The sequence below is a fragment of the Streptococcus anginosus genome (assembly GCF_001697145.1).
Lineage (GTDB): Bacteria > Bacillota > Bacilli > Lactobacillales > Streptococcaceae > Streptococcus > Streptococcus hominis.
On the sequence record NZ_CP012719.1, the window covers coordinates 58,142 to 72,171 of the forward strand.

The window sequence follows — 14,030 nt, forward strand, 5'->3', positions numbered from 1 at the left end:
CTCACCAAGCAAAAGCATTGGTTGGGGTTTCTAAGGCTTTTAGCCAGGAACTGTCGGAAACACGACAGAGGGTAACAGAAAGCCCTGCCATATCTAGGCTTGTGATGAGGTGACCTGTTTTGATAAAAGAAAGTTTCAAGCCCTCAATATCCAATAGTTGCAGGATATCATCTGTGAAAACGAGTTCTTCCAATTTTGAAGTGCCGCCTAAGTTATTGATGAGGAGAATAAATTCTTGTCCTTCTTGCCACTTGAATTTCATTTTGATTTTGTTGATAAGCTCAACAGCAAGCAGTTCGGAAGATTCAAACGGAACCATCCGATAACCGGGCTCACCGTGGATTCCAATTCCGTAGGAAATTTGACCTTGGGGCAAATCAAAGATAGGCAGCTGCTTGCTTGGTAAGGTGGCAGATTTTGTAGCTACTCCTAGTGTCGCAATGGAGGTGGACAGAGAAAGAGCGAGTTTTTCCAACTCATCCAGACTGGCTCCTTCTTTGGCAGCTTGCCCGAGAATTTTATGTAAAAGAATTGTTCCTGCAACCCCGCGGTGGCGGATTTGGAAATTGCTTTTTTCCACAGAAATATCATCATGAGAAATGATGTACTTGACTGGAATCCCTTCCTTGCGTGCTTGATGAATGGCTTGTGAAAATTCTTTAATGTCTGCATCAAAGTTTTTAATAATGATAAAAACGCCCTTACCTCGATGCAGAAAACGAATGGTTTCCAAAATATGCTCCGCACAAGGTGGCACAAAAATGGGACCACTAATAGCAGCGGCTAACATACCATCGCCCACATAGCCAAAATGAGCTGGTTCATGACCACTCCCACCGCCTGAAATAATGGGTACGACAGAAGAATCGTGCTGATTGTGATAGATGACGGGTAGCTGTTTAAGCTGCGAAAGGTGAGGATACATGCGAGTAATTGCATTGATGCTTTGCTGAATGCTTGAATGAATTGAATTGATAATGTGAACCATATACTTGCCTTAATTTTCTATAGCTGTTTTGATTAGTTGTGTCAAGAGTTGCGCCTGTTGCTGGTAATCTTGCTCAGATAAATCCAGCAGATGTTTGATAGCATTCGCAAGCGCTTGACTGTGATAATGAATGAAAAAATGATACTCCATTTCAGAATGGAAAGGACGGGAATGATATTCTCTGACGAGTTTGGCTACAAGCTGCTGACAATAGGTTTGAAAATAAGAAGAAAAGTCATTTTGGTCAACGATGTCAAATAATTGTGCATAAAAACTCTTATTGACGCTAAAATAGTGCAGCAATTCTTGCAGCAGCTGATAGCCAGAGATATATTCCAGATTATCTGTGATTTGCTCTCGCAACTCCGTTTGAAAAATCCATTCTAATAATTCATACTTATCCAGAAAATGATTGTAAAAAGTTTGCCTGCGAATACCGGCATCTTCCATAATTTGCCGAACAGAGATTTTTTCAAAAGCTTGTTCGGTCAGTAATTTTTTAAAGGATTTGGCAATCCTTTTTTTCGTGATTAAGGATAATGTCATTTTTACTCCTTAGTCTTTTCTGTTCTATCCTTAGTTTATCATGAATGATGCAATAGGAAAACTAAAAAGAGGGACATATTCCTAATTTTGTCCGTTCCAAAAAAGAGCAAAGAATTTTACAATAAAAATAAGAAAAATAAAGCAAAGGAGAAACTCATGAAAAAAATTATCAATCAACCAACGGCTGTTGTGGACGAAATGCTAGACGGTCTGGCTTATATCCATGGTGATTTGGTGCATCGTGTAGAAGGCTTTGATATCATTGCTCGAAATAGCGAAAAATCTGGCAAGGTAGCGATTATCTCAGGTGGCGGGAGCGGTCATGAGCCTGCTCATGCTGGCTTTGTGGGCGATGGTATGTTGTCAGCTGCGATTTGCGGAGCGGTCTTTACTTCCCCAACTCCTGACCAAGTCTTGCAGGCAATCAAAGAAGCAGACGAGGGCGCAGGTGTATTCATGGTTATCAAGAATTATTCTGGCGACATCATGAACTTTGAAATGGCGCAGGATATGGCAGAAATGGAAGGAATCGAGGTGGCAAGTGTTGTTGTCGATGACGATATTGCTGTTGAGGACAGCCTTTACACGCAAGGCCGCCGTGGAGTTGCTGGTACCATTTTGGTTCATAAGATTTTGGGAAATGCTGCGCGTGCTGGAAAATCACTGAGTGAAATCAAGGCCTTGGCTGACGAATTGGTTCCTCAGATTCATACGGTTGGGCTGGCTCTCAGTGGAGCAACTGTTCCTGAAGTCGGAAAACCCGGCTTTGTGCTTGCTGATGATGAAATTGAATTTGGAATCGGCATTCATGGAGAACCCGGCTATCGCAAAGAAAAAATGCAGCCGTCTAAAGACTTGGCACAAGAATTGGTGGCGAAATTAAAAGATTCTTTTGAATTCAAAGCAGGAGATAAAATCGGAATCCTTATCAATGGTATGGGGGCAACGCCGCTCATGGAACAATACGTCTTTGCCAACGATGTGGCTGGAATTCTCGCAGCAGCAGGTCTGGAAGTTGTTTACAAGAAATTAGGAAATTACATGACATCTATTGACATGGCAGGCATTTCTCTGACCTTTGTCAAATTGGAACGTGAAGACTGGCTGGAAGCTTTGAACAGTCCAGTTGCAACGATTGCTTGGTAGGAGGTACGATATGGATGCAGCATTAGCAAAGAAATGGATGCTTCTCTTTAATGAAAAAATTCAAGCCAACAAAGACTACTTGTCAGAGTTAGACACGCCCATTGGTGACGGAGACCACGGAGGAAATATGGCGCGTGGCATGGCAGCTGTCGTTGAAAATCTGGAAGGAAAGGATTTTGCCAATTCAGCAGAAGTCTTTCAAGTTGTCTCCATGCAATTGCTTAGCAAGGTTGGCGGGGCTTCTGGCCCCCTTTATGGCTCAGCCTTTATGGGAATAATGAAGGCTGAAAAAGAGGGTACTAGCTTGGCGGATGCTGTTCAAGCAGGGCTTGATATGATTCAAAAGCGAGGAAAGGCTGTTCCGGGTGAAAAAACCATGGTGGATGTCTGGTCTGGTGTGGTGATGGCTCTTCAAAAAGGAGAATTGACCAAAGAAACCATTCATACTTTGGTTGAAGCGACGAAAGATATGAAAGCAACGAAGGGTCGGGCTTCTTATGTCGGAGAGCGTTCTATCGGACATATTGACCCCGGTTCGTATTCATCAGGCTTACTTTTTGAAGCCTTGCTAGAAGTGGAGGGAAAAGCATGACAGAAGTTGGGATTGTCATCGTTTCTCATTCAAAATGGATTGCTCAAGGCCTTGTGGATTTAATTTCAGAAGTTGCTAAAGACGTTGTGCTGACCTATGTAGGTGGTACAGAAGATGGAGGTATTGGTACAAGTTTTGAGCAAGTCCAAACGATTGTAGAAGCCAATGAAGCAGAGAAGATTTTAGCTTTCTTTGATCTTGGATCGGCTCGCATGAATCTGGAGCTAGTAGCAGATTTTTCAGATAAAGACATCATCATTAACAATGTTCCCATTGTTGAAGGAGCTTATACTGCGGCTGCTCTTTTGCAAGCTGGTGCAGATTTGGCAACCATACAAGAACAATTGAAAGAGTTAGAAATTAAGAAATAAAGGAGTTTGATTATGATTCAGTATCTCGGTGAATTTTTAGGAACTTTTATCCTAGTATTGCTTGGCGACGGGGTTGTTGCCGGGAATGTTTTGAGCAAGACAAAAGAGGAAGGAACTGGCTGGGTTGCTATCGTTTTAGGCTGGGGGATTGCTTGTACAGTGGCGGTTTATGTATCTGGATTTTTCAGTCCAGCTCACTTGAATCCAGCGGTCACATTTGCAATGGCTTCTATTGGAGCGATTAGTTGGGGACAGGTTTTTCCGTTCATTCTTGCACAAATGCTGGGTGCCATGGCTGCGGCTTTTGTTCTATGGCTTCACTATTACCCTCATTGGGCTGAAACGAAAGATTCAGGCTTGATTTTAGCCAGCTTTTCAACGGGTCCAGCCATTCGCCACACAGCTTCTAACTTTTTGGGGGAAGCACTGGGAACGGCCATTCTTGTCATCACGATTATGGCAATTGGTCCAAATAAAGTTGCTGCTGGTTTGGGTCCAATCATCGTAGGAACGGTTATTTTTGCAGTCGGTTTCTCACTTGGACCAACGACAGGCTATGCAATCAATCCTGCACGGGATTTGGGCCCGCGTATCATGCATGCTCTTTTACCAATCGCAAATAAAGGGGATTCTGACTGGTCCTATGCTTGGATTCCAGTCCTAGGTCCAATTGTCGGCGGTGTCGTAGGGGCCTTGCTGTATAATATCATTTTGGGTATCGTTTAAAAGCAGTCAAAAAGTAGGTTTCGGCCTACTTTTGCTGTCTCTTCTTGTGCTTCTTGTCTGAATTTTTTATAATAGCTGTATAGAATAGCGAGGATAGAGATGGCAAAGAAGCATTGGCTGAAATTACTTGGAATGTTTTTGATTTTTGGAATAGTTACCTGTCATTCAGTTTTGCTAGATCCAGCTGAGCGAATAGATGAACAAAAAGAGTATCGAGCTATTGTAGCGAAATTTCATCAGATAACCGTGCCTGAACTCAAAGAAAAGCAGGCTCAGAGCGAAAATTTTTATCTCTACATTGGTCGGGGAACTTGTCCACACTGTAGGCGATTTGTGAAACAACTGGAACGAATCAAAACAAAATCTTTTTATTATTTAGATAGTGAGAAAAAGACACCAGAGCTAGTTGCTTTTCGTGAAGTATATAAGATAAAATTTGTTCCTTATTTTGGAAAATTTACTGGTTTTACAGAAGAAAAAGTGCTACAAATCAAGAAAAATATGACTACTAAAGAAATTGAGAATTTTAATAAATAAGAGAAAAACAAGATGACAGTAAATCTTGTTTCAGACTGAAGACAAACTTGCTTTTGTGGTTTGCCTTTTTTGATGTTCCTAATCTTTGCAGTTTTTTTCTTATAGCAAGGATAGAAAAATTGATAAATAAAGAATAATAAAATACTTTTCAAATTGGTCTAGATAGGTTATAATAATCTCAAGATATAAAAAAGAACAACTGGCATTCAGATGTTCTTTACGTAAAAAATAATTAGTGATTTCCACTGCGTGACACGAACTTGATTTTAAAGAAATCGCCACGTTTGTAGGCTTCGCTATACTCTAAAATTTGCCCTGTGCTTTCTAACTGTGTTGTTTTTACTTGGAAGACGGTCGGGAAGTTTGTGTCAATATCCAGTAATGTTGCAACAGCTTCTGGTGTCGGGAAGATAATTTCATTGGTTTCTTCAAAGTGCTCGTCATTCATGTGAATATGATAGTCTTGTTTGAAGCGGTTGTAGATAGAGCTGTAATATTCAAGATTTGGATAATTTGCATTGATATATTGCTCTGGGATATAGGATTGATGATAGATGTAAGGGATATCTTTTGCTTTACGAAGTCGCTCAATTTTATAGTAAAATTGGTGTCCCTTCAAATCTAACTTATCAAGAAATTTCAAGTCGTTTCCGCGCTCGATCGATAAAACGGTCACTTGATCATTTTGGGTAGGAAATATCTCAACGTCAGAAAATTCAACGAGTTTGTGTTTGCGGGCACGTGATACAAATGTTCCTTTTCCTTGCTGGCGAATGATATATCCGTCTTTTGCTAGCTCGTTTAAAGCTCTGACAACAGTAATAGAACTCACATCGTACATTGTGATTAGCTCAGCTTCTGTATAAAATTTATCTCCATTCTCAAATTGACCTGAGATAATCTTGCTTTTGAGTTCGTCTTTAATGTATTGGTATTTAGGGATTGCCATGTTATTCACCTCTCTTTCGCTTCCCTCTCATAAAAAATTTTACCATAATTTTTCTTAAAATGGTTAAATTTATTAAATTTTTCAAAAACTATTGACATTTCATACAAAATATATTATATTAACCAATGTAAACGATTGCAAAAACATTGTGTGAAAGAAGGAAATGGTTTGGCAAGATTTGAGGTTAGAGAAGAATTTTATCTGAATCAACAGCCTTTTAAACTATTGTCTGGTGCCATTCATTATTTTCGGATTCAGCCAGAGGATTGGTATCATTCGCTTTATAATTTGAAAGCTCTGGGCTTTAATACGGTTGAAACCTATATTCCTTGGAATATGCATGAGCCGGAAAAAGGGCAATTTGATTTTGAAGGTAGCCTTAATATAGAAAAATTTCTCCAAATCGCTCAAGATTTAGGCTTGTATGCCTTGCTTCGTCCGTCACCTTATATTTGTGCAGAATGGGAATTCGGTGGTTTGCCTGCTTGGCTTTTGAAGGAGGAGATGAGGATTCGCTCTTCTGCTCCTGCTTATCTTGCAGCGGTTGCTAGTTATTACGATGAATTAATGCCGCGCTTAGTCCCGCATCTTTTGGAAAATGGCGGCAACATTCTCATGATGCAGGTCGAAAATGAATACGGCTCGTATGGCGAAGATAAGGAATATTTGAGAGCTGTTCGAGATATGATGCTAGAGCGAGGTGTGACGTGCCCACTCTTTACATCAGACGGACCCTGGCGTGCGGCGTTAAGGGCAGGGACGTTGATTGAAGATGATGTGCTGGTCACGGGAAATTTCGGCTCTAAAGCTGCTTATAATTTTGCAAATCTGCAAGCTTTCTTTGATGAGCATGGCAAGAAGTGGCCACTCATGTGTATGGAATTTTGGGACGGTTGGTTCAATCGTTGGAAGGAGCCGGTTGTCACGCGAGATCCAGAAGAGTTGGCTGAAGCGGTTCACGAAGTCTTGCAACAAGGCAGTATCAACCTTTATATGTTTCACGGGGGAACCAATTTTGGTTTCATGAATGGCTGTTCAGCGCGAGGCAGCATTGACCTGCCGCAGGTGACATCTTATGATTACGAAGCTCTCCTTGATGAACAAGGAAATCCAACACCTAAATACTTTGCTATTCAGCGAATGTTAAAAAAATATTATCCAGAGTATCCACAAATGGAGCCGTTGGTAAAAGAATCGTTTGAGTTAAAGGATATTCCGCTCAGTGAGAAAGTTAGTTTATTTGAGACTTTAGAAGATGTAGCGCAGCCAATCGAGAGCTTGTATCCTATGAAAATGGAGGAGTTGGGCCAAAATGTTGGTTATCTGCTCTATCGTACAGAAGCGGAATGGGATGCGGACGAGGAACGGATTCGTGTCATTGATGCGCGTGACCGGATGCAGCTTTTTGTAGACGGGAACTTCATCACCACTCAGTATCAGACAGAAATTGGTGAAGATATCTTTGTTCCCCGGCAGAAGCAATCCACGCATCAGATTGATATTTTGATAGAAAATATGGGGCGCGTCAATTATGGCCACAAACTGTTGGCAGAGACGCAACACAAGGGTATTCGGACTGGAGTCTGCAAGGATTTGCACTTTATGCTCCATTGGAAACAGTATCCATTAGAGTTGAAAAATCCAGAAAAAATTGATTTTACGAAAGAATGGCATGAAAATCAGCCAGCTTTCTATGCGTTTGACGTTGAATTGAAAGCGCTTAAAGATACTTATCTGGAGTTGACCCACTTTGGCAAAGGAATCGTCTTTGTCAATGGTGTCAATATCGGTCGCTTCTGGGATGTCGGACCGACCTTATCGCTGTATATTCCACATAGTTTGTTAAAACTCGGACAAAATCGAATTATTATTTTTGAAACCGAAGGGAAATACAGCGAATTTATTCATTTAGTTCACAAACCTACATTTAAAACGATAAAGGGGGTAAATTTATGACAATCGTAGGTAACCGAATCGATGGACGTTTGATTCATGGACAGGTAGACAATCTTTGGACTACTAAGCTCAATATTTCACGGATTATGGTCGTGGATGATGAAGTAGCAGAAAATGCTATTGAAAAAAGCGGCTTGAAATTGGCAACACCAGCTGGTGTGAAATTGAGTGTCTTGCCAGTCGCAAGAGCAGCTGAAAATATCTTAGCAGGCAAATATGATAGCCAACGTCTGCTCATTGTTGCGAAAAAACCGGACCGCTTTTTGAAATTAGTAGAAGCAGGTGTACCAATTGAAACGCTCAATGTGGGCAATATGTCGCAAACACCTGAAACGCGCTCTATCACACGCTCAATTAACGTGGTAGATGAAGATGTGGCAGTATTTAACAAACTGCATGATAAAGGTGTGACAATAACAGCTCAAATGGTTCCAAATGATCCAGTTGAAGACTTTATGAAATTATTGAAATAAATTTAGGAGGTCATTGTTATGATACAATGGTGGCAAATTCTCTTATTGACGCTGTATTCAGCGTATCAAATTTTGGATGAGTTGACGATTAACTCATCAGCTGGCTCCCCTGTTTTTGCAGGTTTTATCACTGGTCTGGTCATGGGAGATTTGAAGACTGGTTTGTTTATTGGTGGTAGTCTCCAACTCGTTGTGCTTGGGGTTGGTACATTCGGTGGTGCCTCTCGGATTGACGCAACTTCTGGTGCGGTTCTTGCAACAGCATTCTCTGTGGCAACAGGTATGAAATCAGAACTCGCTATTTCAGCTATTGCCGTTCCGGTAGCAGCCTTGCTGGTTTATACAGACGTCCTTGGACGGTTCTCTACGACTTACTTTGCACATCGTATTGATGCAGCGGTTGAAAAATTTGACTACAAAGGCATTGAACGCAATTACTTACTAGGTGCCATTCCGTGGGGACTTTCACGTGCACTTCCAGTATTTCTGGCTTTGTGGCTCGGTGGAGACGCTGTAAAAGCCTTCTCAGACTGGCTTGCCAATAATGCACAATGGATTGCAGATGGATTGATTCTTGCAGGTAAAATGCTTCCTGGTGTCGGTTTTGCAATTTTGCTTCGTTACCTTCCAGTCAAGAAAAATCTTCATTATCTTGGTTTAGGTTTTGCCATTACAGCTATGTTGAAAGTTGTTTTTGACTATATTTCAACACTGGCAGCTGCTTCAGGAGCTGTCAAACAAATCGCTACAGCTCTTGGTGGTGCAAAATTTGAAGGCCTACCAATGATTGGAATTGCGATTATTGGCTTTGCCTTGGCAACAATCAACTATAAAAATGCAACTAATAAACAAGTCGTGACTGTTGCTGCAGAACAATCAGAAAGTGGGGAAATTGACGATGACGAACTCTAATTATAAATTAACAAAAGAAGATTTTAACCAAATCAACCGTCGTAGTCTCTTTACTTTCCAATGGGGTTGGAACTACGAGCGTATGCAAGCGTCAGGCTATCTTTATATGATTTTGCCGCAATTGCGCAGGATATATGGAGACGGTACGCCAGAATTAAAGGAAATGATGCGGACACATACGCAATTCTTCAACACATCTAACTTTTTCCATACTTTAGTAACAGGGATTGACCTAGCACTTGAAGAAAATGAAGGAGTTGCGGCTAAAGATACCGTTACAGGGATTAAAACTGGTTTAATGGGGCCATTTGCAGCGATTGGCGATGCGATTTTTGGTTCTACTATTCCTGCTATTATGGGTGGTCTGGCTGCTGGACTTGCTGTTGAAGGCAATCCTCTTGGAATTTTCCTTTGGATAGCTGTGACAATCGCAATCAATGTCTTCCGTTGGAAACAATTAGAGTTTGCCCATAAAGAAGGGGTGAAATTAGTTACAACCATGCAGGACAAATTGTCTGCCATCACAGATGCTGCAACAGTTCTTGGTGTTTTCATGGTGGCTGCCTTGATTGCTACGATGATTAACTTTAAGTTTACCTATACACAAAGCTTCGGTGGTGTAACCTTCAATCTTCAAGAAACATTGGATAAAATCTTCCCACGTTTAGTTCCAGCCTTGTTTACAGGTTTTGTTTATTGGCTACTTGGTAAGAAAGGTATGAATTCAACAAAAGCAATCTTTATCGTGATTATTATTGCAATTGGTGTTTCTGCATTTTCACACTTTACTCATACACCAATCTTAGGTGTTTAAAAGGAGCTTCTCTATAAATGACAAAACAACTTGTATTGGTCAGTCACGGTCGCTTTTGCGAAGAATTGAAGAAAAGCACCGAAATGATTATGGGGCCACTGGACTTCATTCATACAGTTCCCCTGCTTCCAGAAGAAGGAATAGACGATTTTACTGCTAAATTTTCAGCAACTGTAAAAGATTTAGATGATTATATCGTCTTTGCCGACCTGTTTGGTGGAACGCCTTGCAATGTCGTTAGCCGTCTGATTTTGGAAGGACTCCAAATTGAACTTTATGCAGGGATGAATATGCCAATGGTGATTGAATTTATCAATTCTGCCCTGACTGGCGTTGAAGCAAAATATATCGAAAAAGCGAACAAATACATCGTGAAAGTCAATGATGTATTAGCAGAAATGAACGATGACGAAGATGAATAAAGGAGTGTCTAGCTAATAGTCGCTGAAAAACACGTCCTTGCTTGAATTGCTCCAATGAGCAATCTGTATAACTAAGGGGGCTGGGGCAAGAAAATGGATTTCTTTGAAATCATCATTTTCCCACTCCCTTTCTTTTAGTTAGCATTGCAAAGCAGAAAGGAGAACCATGCTAGATTATACAAAGGAAGACTTGCTTGAATTAGGTGCGGAAATCACCACACGGGAAATCTATCAACAGCCGCAAGTTTGGCAGACAGCTTTTGAAAATTATAAAGCGCAAGCTGATGAGATTGCTGCTTTTCTGAATAATATTGATGAAAAGTATGATTATATCAAGGTTATTTTGACAGGTGCTGGAACTTCAGCCTATGTCGGAGAAACACTTCTCCCTTATTTCAGAAAGATTTACGATGAGCGCAAGTGGAACTTTAATGCCATTGCAACGACAGATGTTGTCGCTAATCCGCTTGCTTATCTGCACAAGGAAGTACCAACTATTTTGGTTTCTTTTGCCCGTAGTGGCAATTCACCAGAGAGTGTTGCGGCAGTTGACTTGGCAAAAGACATAGTTGAGGAACTTTACCAAATCACGATTACATGTGCAGCAGAAGGCAAATTAGCCCAGCAAGCACATGGTGATGAACGCAATTTGCTCTTGCTCCAACCTGCGCCGTCAAATGATGCTGGCTTTGCCATGACATCGAGCTTTACGTCTATGATGTTGACAGCCTTGCTCGTTTTTGCCAAAACAGACTTAGTTACAAAAGAAGAGAAAATTTCTGCTTTGATAGCCTTGAGCCAAGAGATGTTAGACTCAGCAGCAGCCATTCAAAAGATGGTTTCCTTAGATTATAATCGTGTCATTTATCTGGGAGCAGGTCCTTTCTTTGGCTTGGCGCATGAAGCCCAGCTGAAAATTTTGGAATTGACCGCAGGACAGGTGGCAACGATGTATGAAAGTCCCATCGGTTTTCGCCACGGTCCAAAATCGTTAGTGAATGAAGAAACGGTCGTTGTGGTATTTAGCTCGACAGATACTTATACTAAATTATACGATCTTGACTTAGTACGAGAAGTAGCTGGAGATGAGATTGCCCGCAAGGTAATTTTATTGACAGATCAAAAAGAAAATTTGGAAAATGTTGAACAAGTCATTCTTTCTAGTCAATATCTTGTGGATGATGTTTATCGCGTATTCCCTTATATTGTTTATGGTCAATTATTTGCCTTGTTGACAGCTCTCAAAGTGAAAAATCGTCCAGACACACCGTCTCCGACAGGTACTGTCAACCGTGTCGTGCAAGGCGTTATCATTCATCCATTTGACAAAGAATAGGAAGGAATCCATGGAAAAATTAAGGATTAGTCACGAAAAATTATCACATTTAAAGAATCTTTCAGATGAAAATGGCATTATTGGAGCTTTGGCGATTGACCAGAGAGGTTCATTGAAAAAAATGCTGGCAAGTGGCGCACATGCTGTGTCAGGAGATGAAGCGCTCATTGAATTTAAACAATTGATTTCCAGTCAGTTGACTCCGTATGCAACTTCTATCCTTTTGGATCCAGAATTCGGTGTACCTGCTACCAAATTACGTGCGCCAGAATGCGGTCTTATTGTTGCTTATGAAAAAACAGGCTATGATGCGACGACAGAAGGGCGCCTGCCAGACTTGCTACCAAATTGGTCGGTTAAACGCATGAAAGAGTTAGGCGCTGACGCAGTCAAAGTTTTGATTTACTATGATGTAGATGACAAGCCTGAAATCAACGACATCAAACAAGCCTGGGTAGAGCGCGTAGGAAGCGAATGTGTGGCAGAAGACATTCCTTACTTCCTTGAAATCTTGACTTATGATAGGAAGCGTGCTAGTGTAGTAGATGCAGATTATGCGAAAGTAAAACCACACAAAGTCAATGAAGCCATGAAGCTCTTTTCAGATCCACGCTACAATGTTGATGTCTTGAAAGTGGAAGTACCGGTCAATATGAATTTTGTCGAAGGGTTTACGAAAGGCGGAGTTGAAGCTGTCTACAACCTCGCGGAAGCCAAGACATTTTTCAAAGAGCAGTCTGATGCAACTCATCTGCCCTTTATTTTCCTGAGTGCTGGAGTTAGCGCAGATCTTTTCCAGGAAACGCTGAAAGTAGCGCATGAAGCAGGTTCTCAATTCAACGGTGTCCTTTGCGGACGTGCTACTTGGAAAGATGCAGTTACGGTCTTTGCTAATCAAGGAGCAGAAGCAGCCAAAGCTTGGCTTGATGAAACGGGGCGTCAAAATATTGAAGACTTGAATCATGTTTTACGTGAAACAGCCGTTTCGTGGACGGAAAAGCTAGAGATTTAAAAGAGGAAAACATAAATTTGTAATAAAAACAAGGAAAGTTGTATGAAATCTTATCAAGAAGCTATTTTTGGAACATTTCAAGGAAAAGATATTGTTGCTTACACATTTGAAAATGACTTGGGCTATCGTTTGAAAGTCATGACTTATGGTGCGACTGTCTTAGAGTATGTCACTCCGGACAAAAATCTTGAATTTGCAAATATCGTGGTGGGGTTTGATCATTTTGATGCCTATGTAGGCAACAGCCCTAAATATGGTGCAAGCGTCGGACCAGTTGCAGGACGGATTGCAAAAGCACAGTTTGAGCTGAATGGTGAAACCTATCAGTTAGAAGTCAATAATGCAGAAAATTGTAATCATAGTGGCTCTACTGGCTGGGATAGTGCTATTTTTCAAGTTGAGGAAGTCACGAATGAAGGCGTCACTTTTTACACCGAGCGTGTAGATGGCACTGGTGGTTTTCCGGGAAATCTGAAAGTCTGGGTTTCCTATGCTTTAACGGAGATAGGCGAATTAGAAGTTTCTTACCAAGTCCAGACGGACAAGGATACCTTGGTCAATCCAACCAATCACAGTTATTTCAATTTATCGGGCGATTTCAGTCAACCGATTGACAATTGTGTATTGCAGCTAAATACCTTAGGGGTATTTCCAATCGCACCGGACGGTGTGCCTGCTAAAACGCCAGATTCAGAGCGAGATTTTGTCAAAGATTTAACGGAAGGTGTGGCTTTTAAAGATATTTTTGCCAATCAAGATGAGCAGATTCAGATTGTTTCCGGTTTGGATCATCCATTTGCATTGAAAAAAGGAGAGAAGGAAGCTGGCTCCTTGTACGATCCGAAGTCAGGTCGCTTTTTGACGTTTAAAACAAGTGCGCCATGCCTAGTGACTTATTCAGCAAATTTTGTAGATGATACGGTCATTTTAAATGGACATCCCATGATCCAGCACAACGGCTTAGCTCTGGAAACTCAGGCACTTCCTGATGCGATTCATAGCGACTTGAAAGCAGATGTTATCTTAAAAGCGAGTGAGATTTTTACCAGCACAACGATTTATCATGCAACAACTAAATAACACGATATATTGAAACGATAGATTATTTGTCTGTCGTTTTTTTATTTGAGATATCCAGCATTATCAAATAAAGACTTTCTAGTCTTTTTCATAATAACACTCCCTTCAATTTCTATTTGTAAAACCTAAGTTCAAACTAACTTACTAACCTGATTTTTTGTTATAATAGT

At 40.9% G+C, this 14,030-nt stretch carries 16 protein-coding genes; 13 read left to right on the plus strand and 3 right to left on the minus strand.

Annotated features, from left to right (window positions below; all coding sequences use genetic code 11):
• Position 1: 1 nt before the first annotated feature.
• On the minus strand, positions 2-988 hold the full coding sequence (dhaQ, locus tag SanJ4206_RS00345) for a DhaKLM operon coactivator DhaQ (protein WP_157621989.1): 987 nt from the start codon (positions 986-988) through the stop codon (positions 2-4).
• A gap of 9 nt (positions 989-997) precedes the next feature.
• The gene (gene dhaS / locus SanJ4206_RS00350; protein ID WP_157621990.1) at positions 998-1,534 is read right to left on the minus strand and encodes a dihydroxyacetone kinase transcriptional activator DhaS; all 537 of its coding nucleotides are present in this window, start codon (positions 1,532-1,534) and stop codon (positions 998-1,000) included.
• 156 nt (positions 1,535-1,690) lie between these two features.
• On the opposite strand from dhaS, the gene dhaK reads away from it, so the two are divergent.
• The 5 genes from dhaK (at position 1,691) to SanJ4206_RS00375 (ending at position 4,906) form a co-directional block, all read left to right on the plus strand.
• A complete protein-coding gene (gene dhaK, locus SanJ4206_RS00355; protein WP_003027192.1) occupies positions 1,691-2,680 on the plus strand; it encodes a dihydroxyacetone kinase subunit DhaK in 990 nt (329 codons plus the stop codon).
• Positions 2,681-2,690: 10 nt separating this feature from the next.
• The gene (gene dhaL / locus SanJ4206_RS00360) at positions 2,691-3,272 is read left to right on the plus strand and encodes a dihydroxyacetone kinase subunit DhaL (protein ID WP_157621991.1); all 582 of its coding nucleotides are present in this window, start codon (positions 2,691-2,693) and stop codon (positions 3,270-3,272) included.
• Positions 3,269-3,643, plus strand: a complete 375-nt coding sequence (gene dhaM / locus SanJ4206_RS00365) for a dihydroxyacetone kinase phosphoryl donor subunit DhaM (RefSeq protein WP_003027954.1) — start codon at positions 3,269-3,271, stop codon at positions 3,641-3,643. The genes dhaL and dhaM overlap by 4 nt, the downstream gene beginning before the upstream one ends.
• A 12-nt stretch (positions 3,644-3,655) precedes the next feature.
• On the plus strand, positions 3,656-4,369 hold the full coding sequence (locus SanJ4206_RS00370) for an MIP/aquaporin family protein (RefSeq protein ID WP_003027953.1): 714 nt from the start codon (positions 3,656-3,658) through the stop codon (positions 4,367-4,369).
• A 99-nt stretch (positions 4,370-4,468) separates the two neighbouring features.
• Positions 4,469-4,906, plus strand: a complete 438-nt coding sequence (locus tag SanJ4206_RS00375) for a DUF6568 family protein (protein ID WP_003027952.1) — start codon at positions 4,469-4,471, stop codon at positions 4,904-4,906.
• A 232-nt stretch (positions 4,907-5,138) separates the two neighbouring features.
• On the opposite strand, the gene SanJ4206_RS00380 is transcribed toward SanJ4206_RS00375, so the two are convergent.
• A complete protein-coding gene (locus tag SanJ4206_RS00380) occupies positions 5,139-5,855 on the minus strand; it encodes a GntR family transcriptional regulator (RefSeq protein ID WP_003027950.1) in 717 nt (238 codons plus the stop codon).
• A gap of 168 nt (positions 5,856-6,023) precedes the next feature.
• Here SanJ4206_RS00380 and SanJ4206_RS00385 point away from each other — a divergent pair, with 168 nt between their 5' ends.
• The 8 genes from SanJ4206_RS00385 to SanJ4206_RS00420 all read left to right on the plus strand — a co-directional run bounded on the left by SanJ4206_RS00385 (position 6,024) and on the right by SanJ4206_RS00420 (position 13,860).
• Positions 6,024-7,811, plus strand: a complete 1,788-nt coding sequence (locus tag SanJ4206_RS00385; RefSeq protein ID WP_037582571.1) for a glycoside hydrolase family 35 protein — start codon at positions 6,024-6,026, stop codon at positions 7,809-7,811.
• Positions 7,808-8,284: a PTS sugar transporter subunit IIB gene (locus tag SanJ4206_RS00390; protein WP_157621992.1), complete on the plus strand. Its 477-nt coding sequence runs from the start codon at positions 7,808-7,810 to the stop codon at positions 8,282-8,284. The genes SanJ4206_RS00385 and SanJ4206_RS00390 overlap by 4 nt, the downstream gene beginning before the upstream one ends.
• An 18-nt stretch (positions 8,285-8,302) precedes the next feature.
• Entirely contained in the window at positions 8,303-9,196 is an 894-nt protein-coding gene (locus tag SanJ4206_RS00395) for a PTS mannose/fructose/sorbose/N-acetylgalactosamine transporter subunit IIC (RefSeq protein ID WP_003027207.1), read from the plus strand.
• On the plus strand, positions 9,183-10,010 hold the full coding sequence (locus SanJ4206_RS00400; RefSeq protein ID WP_003027945.1) for a PTS system mannose/fructose/sorbose family transporter subunit IID: 828 nt from the start codon (positions 9,183-9,185) through the stop codon (positions 10,008-10,010). Before SanJ4206_RS00395 ends, SanJ4206_RS00400 begins: the two co-directional genes overlap by 14 nt.
• Positions 10,011-10,027: 17 nt before the next feature.
• Positions 10,028-10,432 (plus strand): PTS sugar transporter subunit IIA, encoded by a 405-nt coding sequence (locus SanJ4206_RS00405; protein WP_003027944.1) that lies wholly within the window; start codon positions 10,028-10,030, stop codon positions 10,430-10,432.
• Between the two features lie 166 nt (positions 10,433-10,598).
• Positions 10,599-11,768 carry an SIS domain-containing protein gene (locus tag SanJ4206_RS00410; RefSeq protein ID WP_003027943.1) on the plus strand — a complete coding sequence of 390 codons (1,170 nt, stop codon included), beginning with the start codon at positions 10,599-10,601 and terminating at the stop codon, positions 11,766-11,768.
• A 10-nt stretch (positions 11,769-11,778) separates the two neighbouring features.
• Positions 11,779-12,780 (plus strand): tagatose-bisphosphate aldolase, encoded by a 1,002-nt coding sequence (gene lacD, locus SanJ4206_RS00415; RefSeq protein WP_003027942.1) that lies wholly within the window; start codon positions 11,779-11,781, stop codon positions 12,778-12,780.
• A 42-nt stretch (positions 12,781-12,822) separates the two neighbouring features.
• On the plus strand, positions 12,823-13,860 hold the full coding sequence (locus SanJ4206_RS00420; RefSeq protein WP_003027941.1) for an aldose epimerase family protein: 1,038 nt from the start codon (positions 12,823-12,825) through the stop codon (positions 13,858-13,860).
• The last annotated feature ends 170 nt before the right edge of the window (positions 13,861-14,030 follow it).

What these genes read in the sequence shown, in the direction of transcription:
- SanJ4206_RS00405 (WP_003027944.1), top strand. Translation starts at nt 10,028, where the DNA reads ATGACAAAACAACTTGTATTGGTCAGTCACGGTCGCTTTTGCGAAGAA.
- SanJ4206_RS00395 (WP_003027207.1), top strand. Translation starts at nt 8,303, where the DNA reads ATGATACAATGGTGGCAAATTCTCTTATTGACGCTGTATTCAGCGTAT.
- SanJ4206_RS00375 (WP_003027952.1), top strand. Translation starts at nt 4,469, where the DNA reads ATGGCAAAGAAGCATTGGCTGAAATTACTTGGAATGTTTTTGATTTTT.
- lacD (WP_003027942.1), top strand. Translation starts at nt 11,779, where the DNA reads ATGGAAAAATTAAGGATTAGTCACGAAAAATTATCACATTTAAAGAAT.
- dhaK (WP_003027192.1), top strand. Translation starts at nt 1,691, where the DNA reads ATGAAAAAAATTATCAATCAACCAACGGCTGTTGTGGACGAAATGCTA.
- SanJ4206_RS00380 (WP_003027950.1), bottom strand. Translation starts at nt 5,855, where the DNA reads ATGGCAATCCCTAAATACCAATACATTAAAGACGAACTCAAAAGCAAG.
- SanJ4206_RS00390 (WP_157621992.1), top strand. Translation starts at nt 7,808, where the DNA reads ATGACAATCGTAGGTAACCGAATCGATGGACGTTTGATTCATGGACAG.
- dhaM (WP_003027954.1), top strand. Translation starts at nt 3,269, where the DNA reads ATGACAGAAGTTGGGATTGTCATCGTTTCTCATTCAAAATGGATTGCT.
- SanJ4206_RS00370 (WP_003027953.1), top strand. Translation starts at nt 3,656, where the DNA reads ATGATTCAGTATCTCGGTGAATTTTTAGGAACTTTTATCCTAGTATTG.
- dhaS (WP_157621990.1), bottom strand. Translation starts at nt 1,534, where the DNA reads ATGACATTATCCTTAATCACGAAAAAAAGGATTGCCAAATCCTTTAAA.
- dhaQ (WP_157621989.1), bottom strand. Translation starts at nt 988, where the DNA reads ATGGTTCACATTATCAATTCAATTCATTCAAGCATTCAGCAAAGCATC.
- dhaL (WP_157621991.1), top strand. Translation starts at nt 2,691, where the DNA reads ATGGATGCAGCATTAGCAAAGAAATGGATGCTTCTCTTTAATGAAAAA.
- SanJ4206_RS00400 (WP_003027945.1), top strand. Translation starts at nt 9,183, where the DNA reads ATGACGAACTCTAATTATAAATTAACAAAAGAAGATTTTAACCAAATC.
- SanJ4206_RS00420 (WP_003027941.1), top strand. Translation starts at nt 12,823, where the DNA reads ATGAAATCTTATCAAGAAGCTATTTTTGGAACATTTCAAGGAAAAGAT.
- SanJ4206_RS00410 (WP_003027943.1), top strand. Translation starts at nt 10,599, where the DNA reads ATGCTAGATTATACAAAGGAAGACTTGCTTGAATTAGGTGCGGAAATC.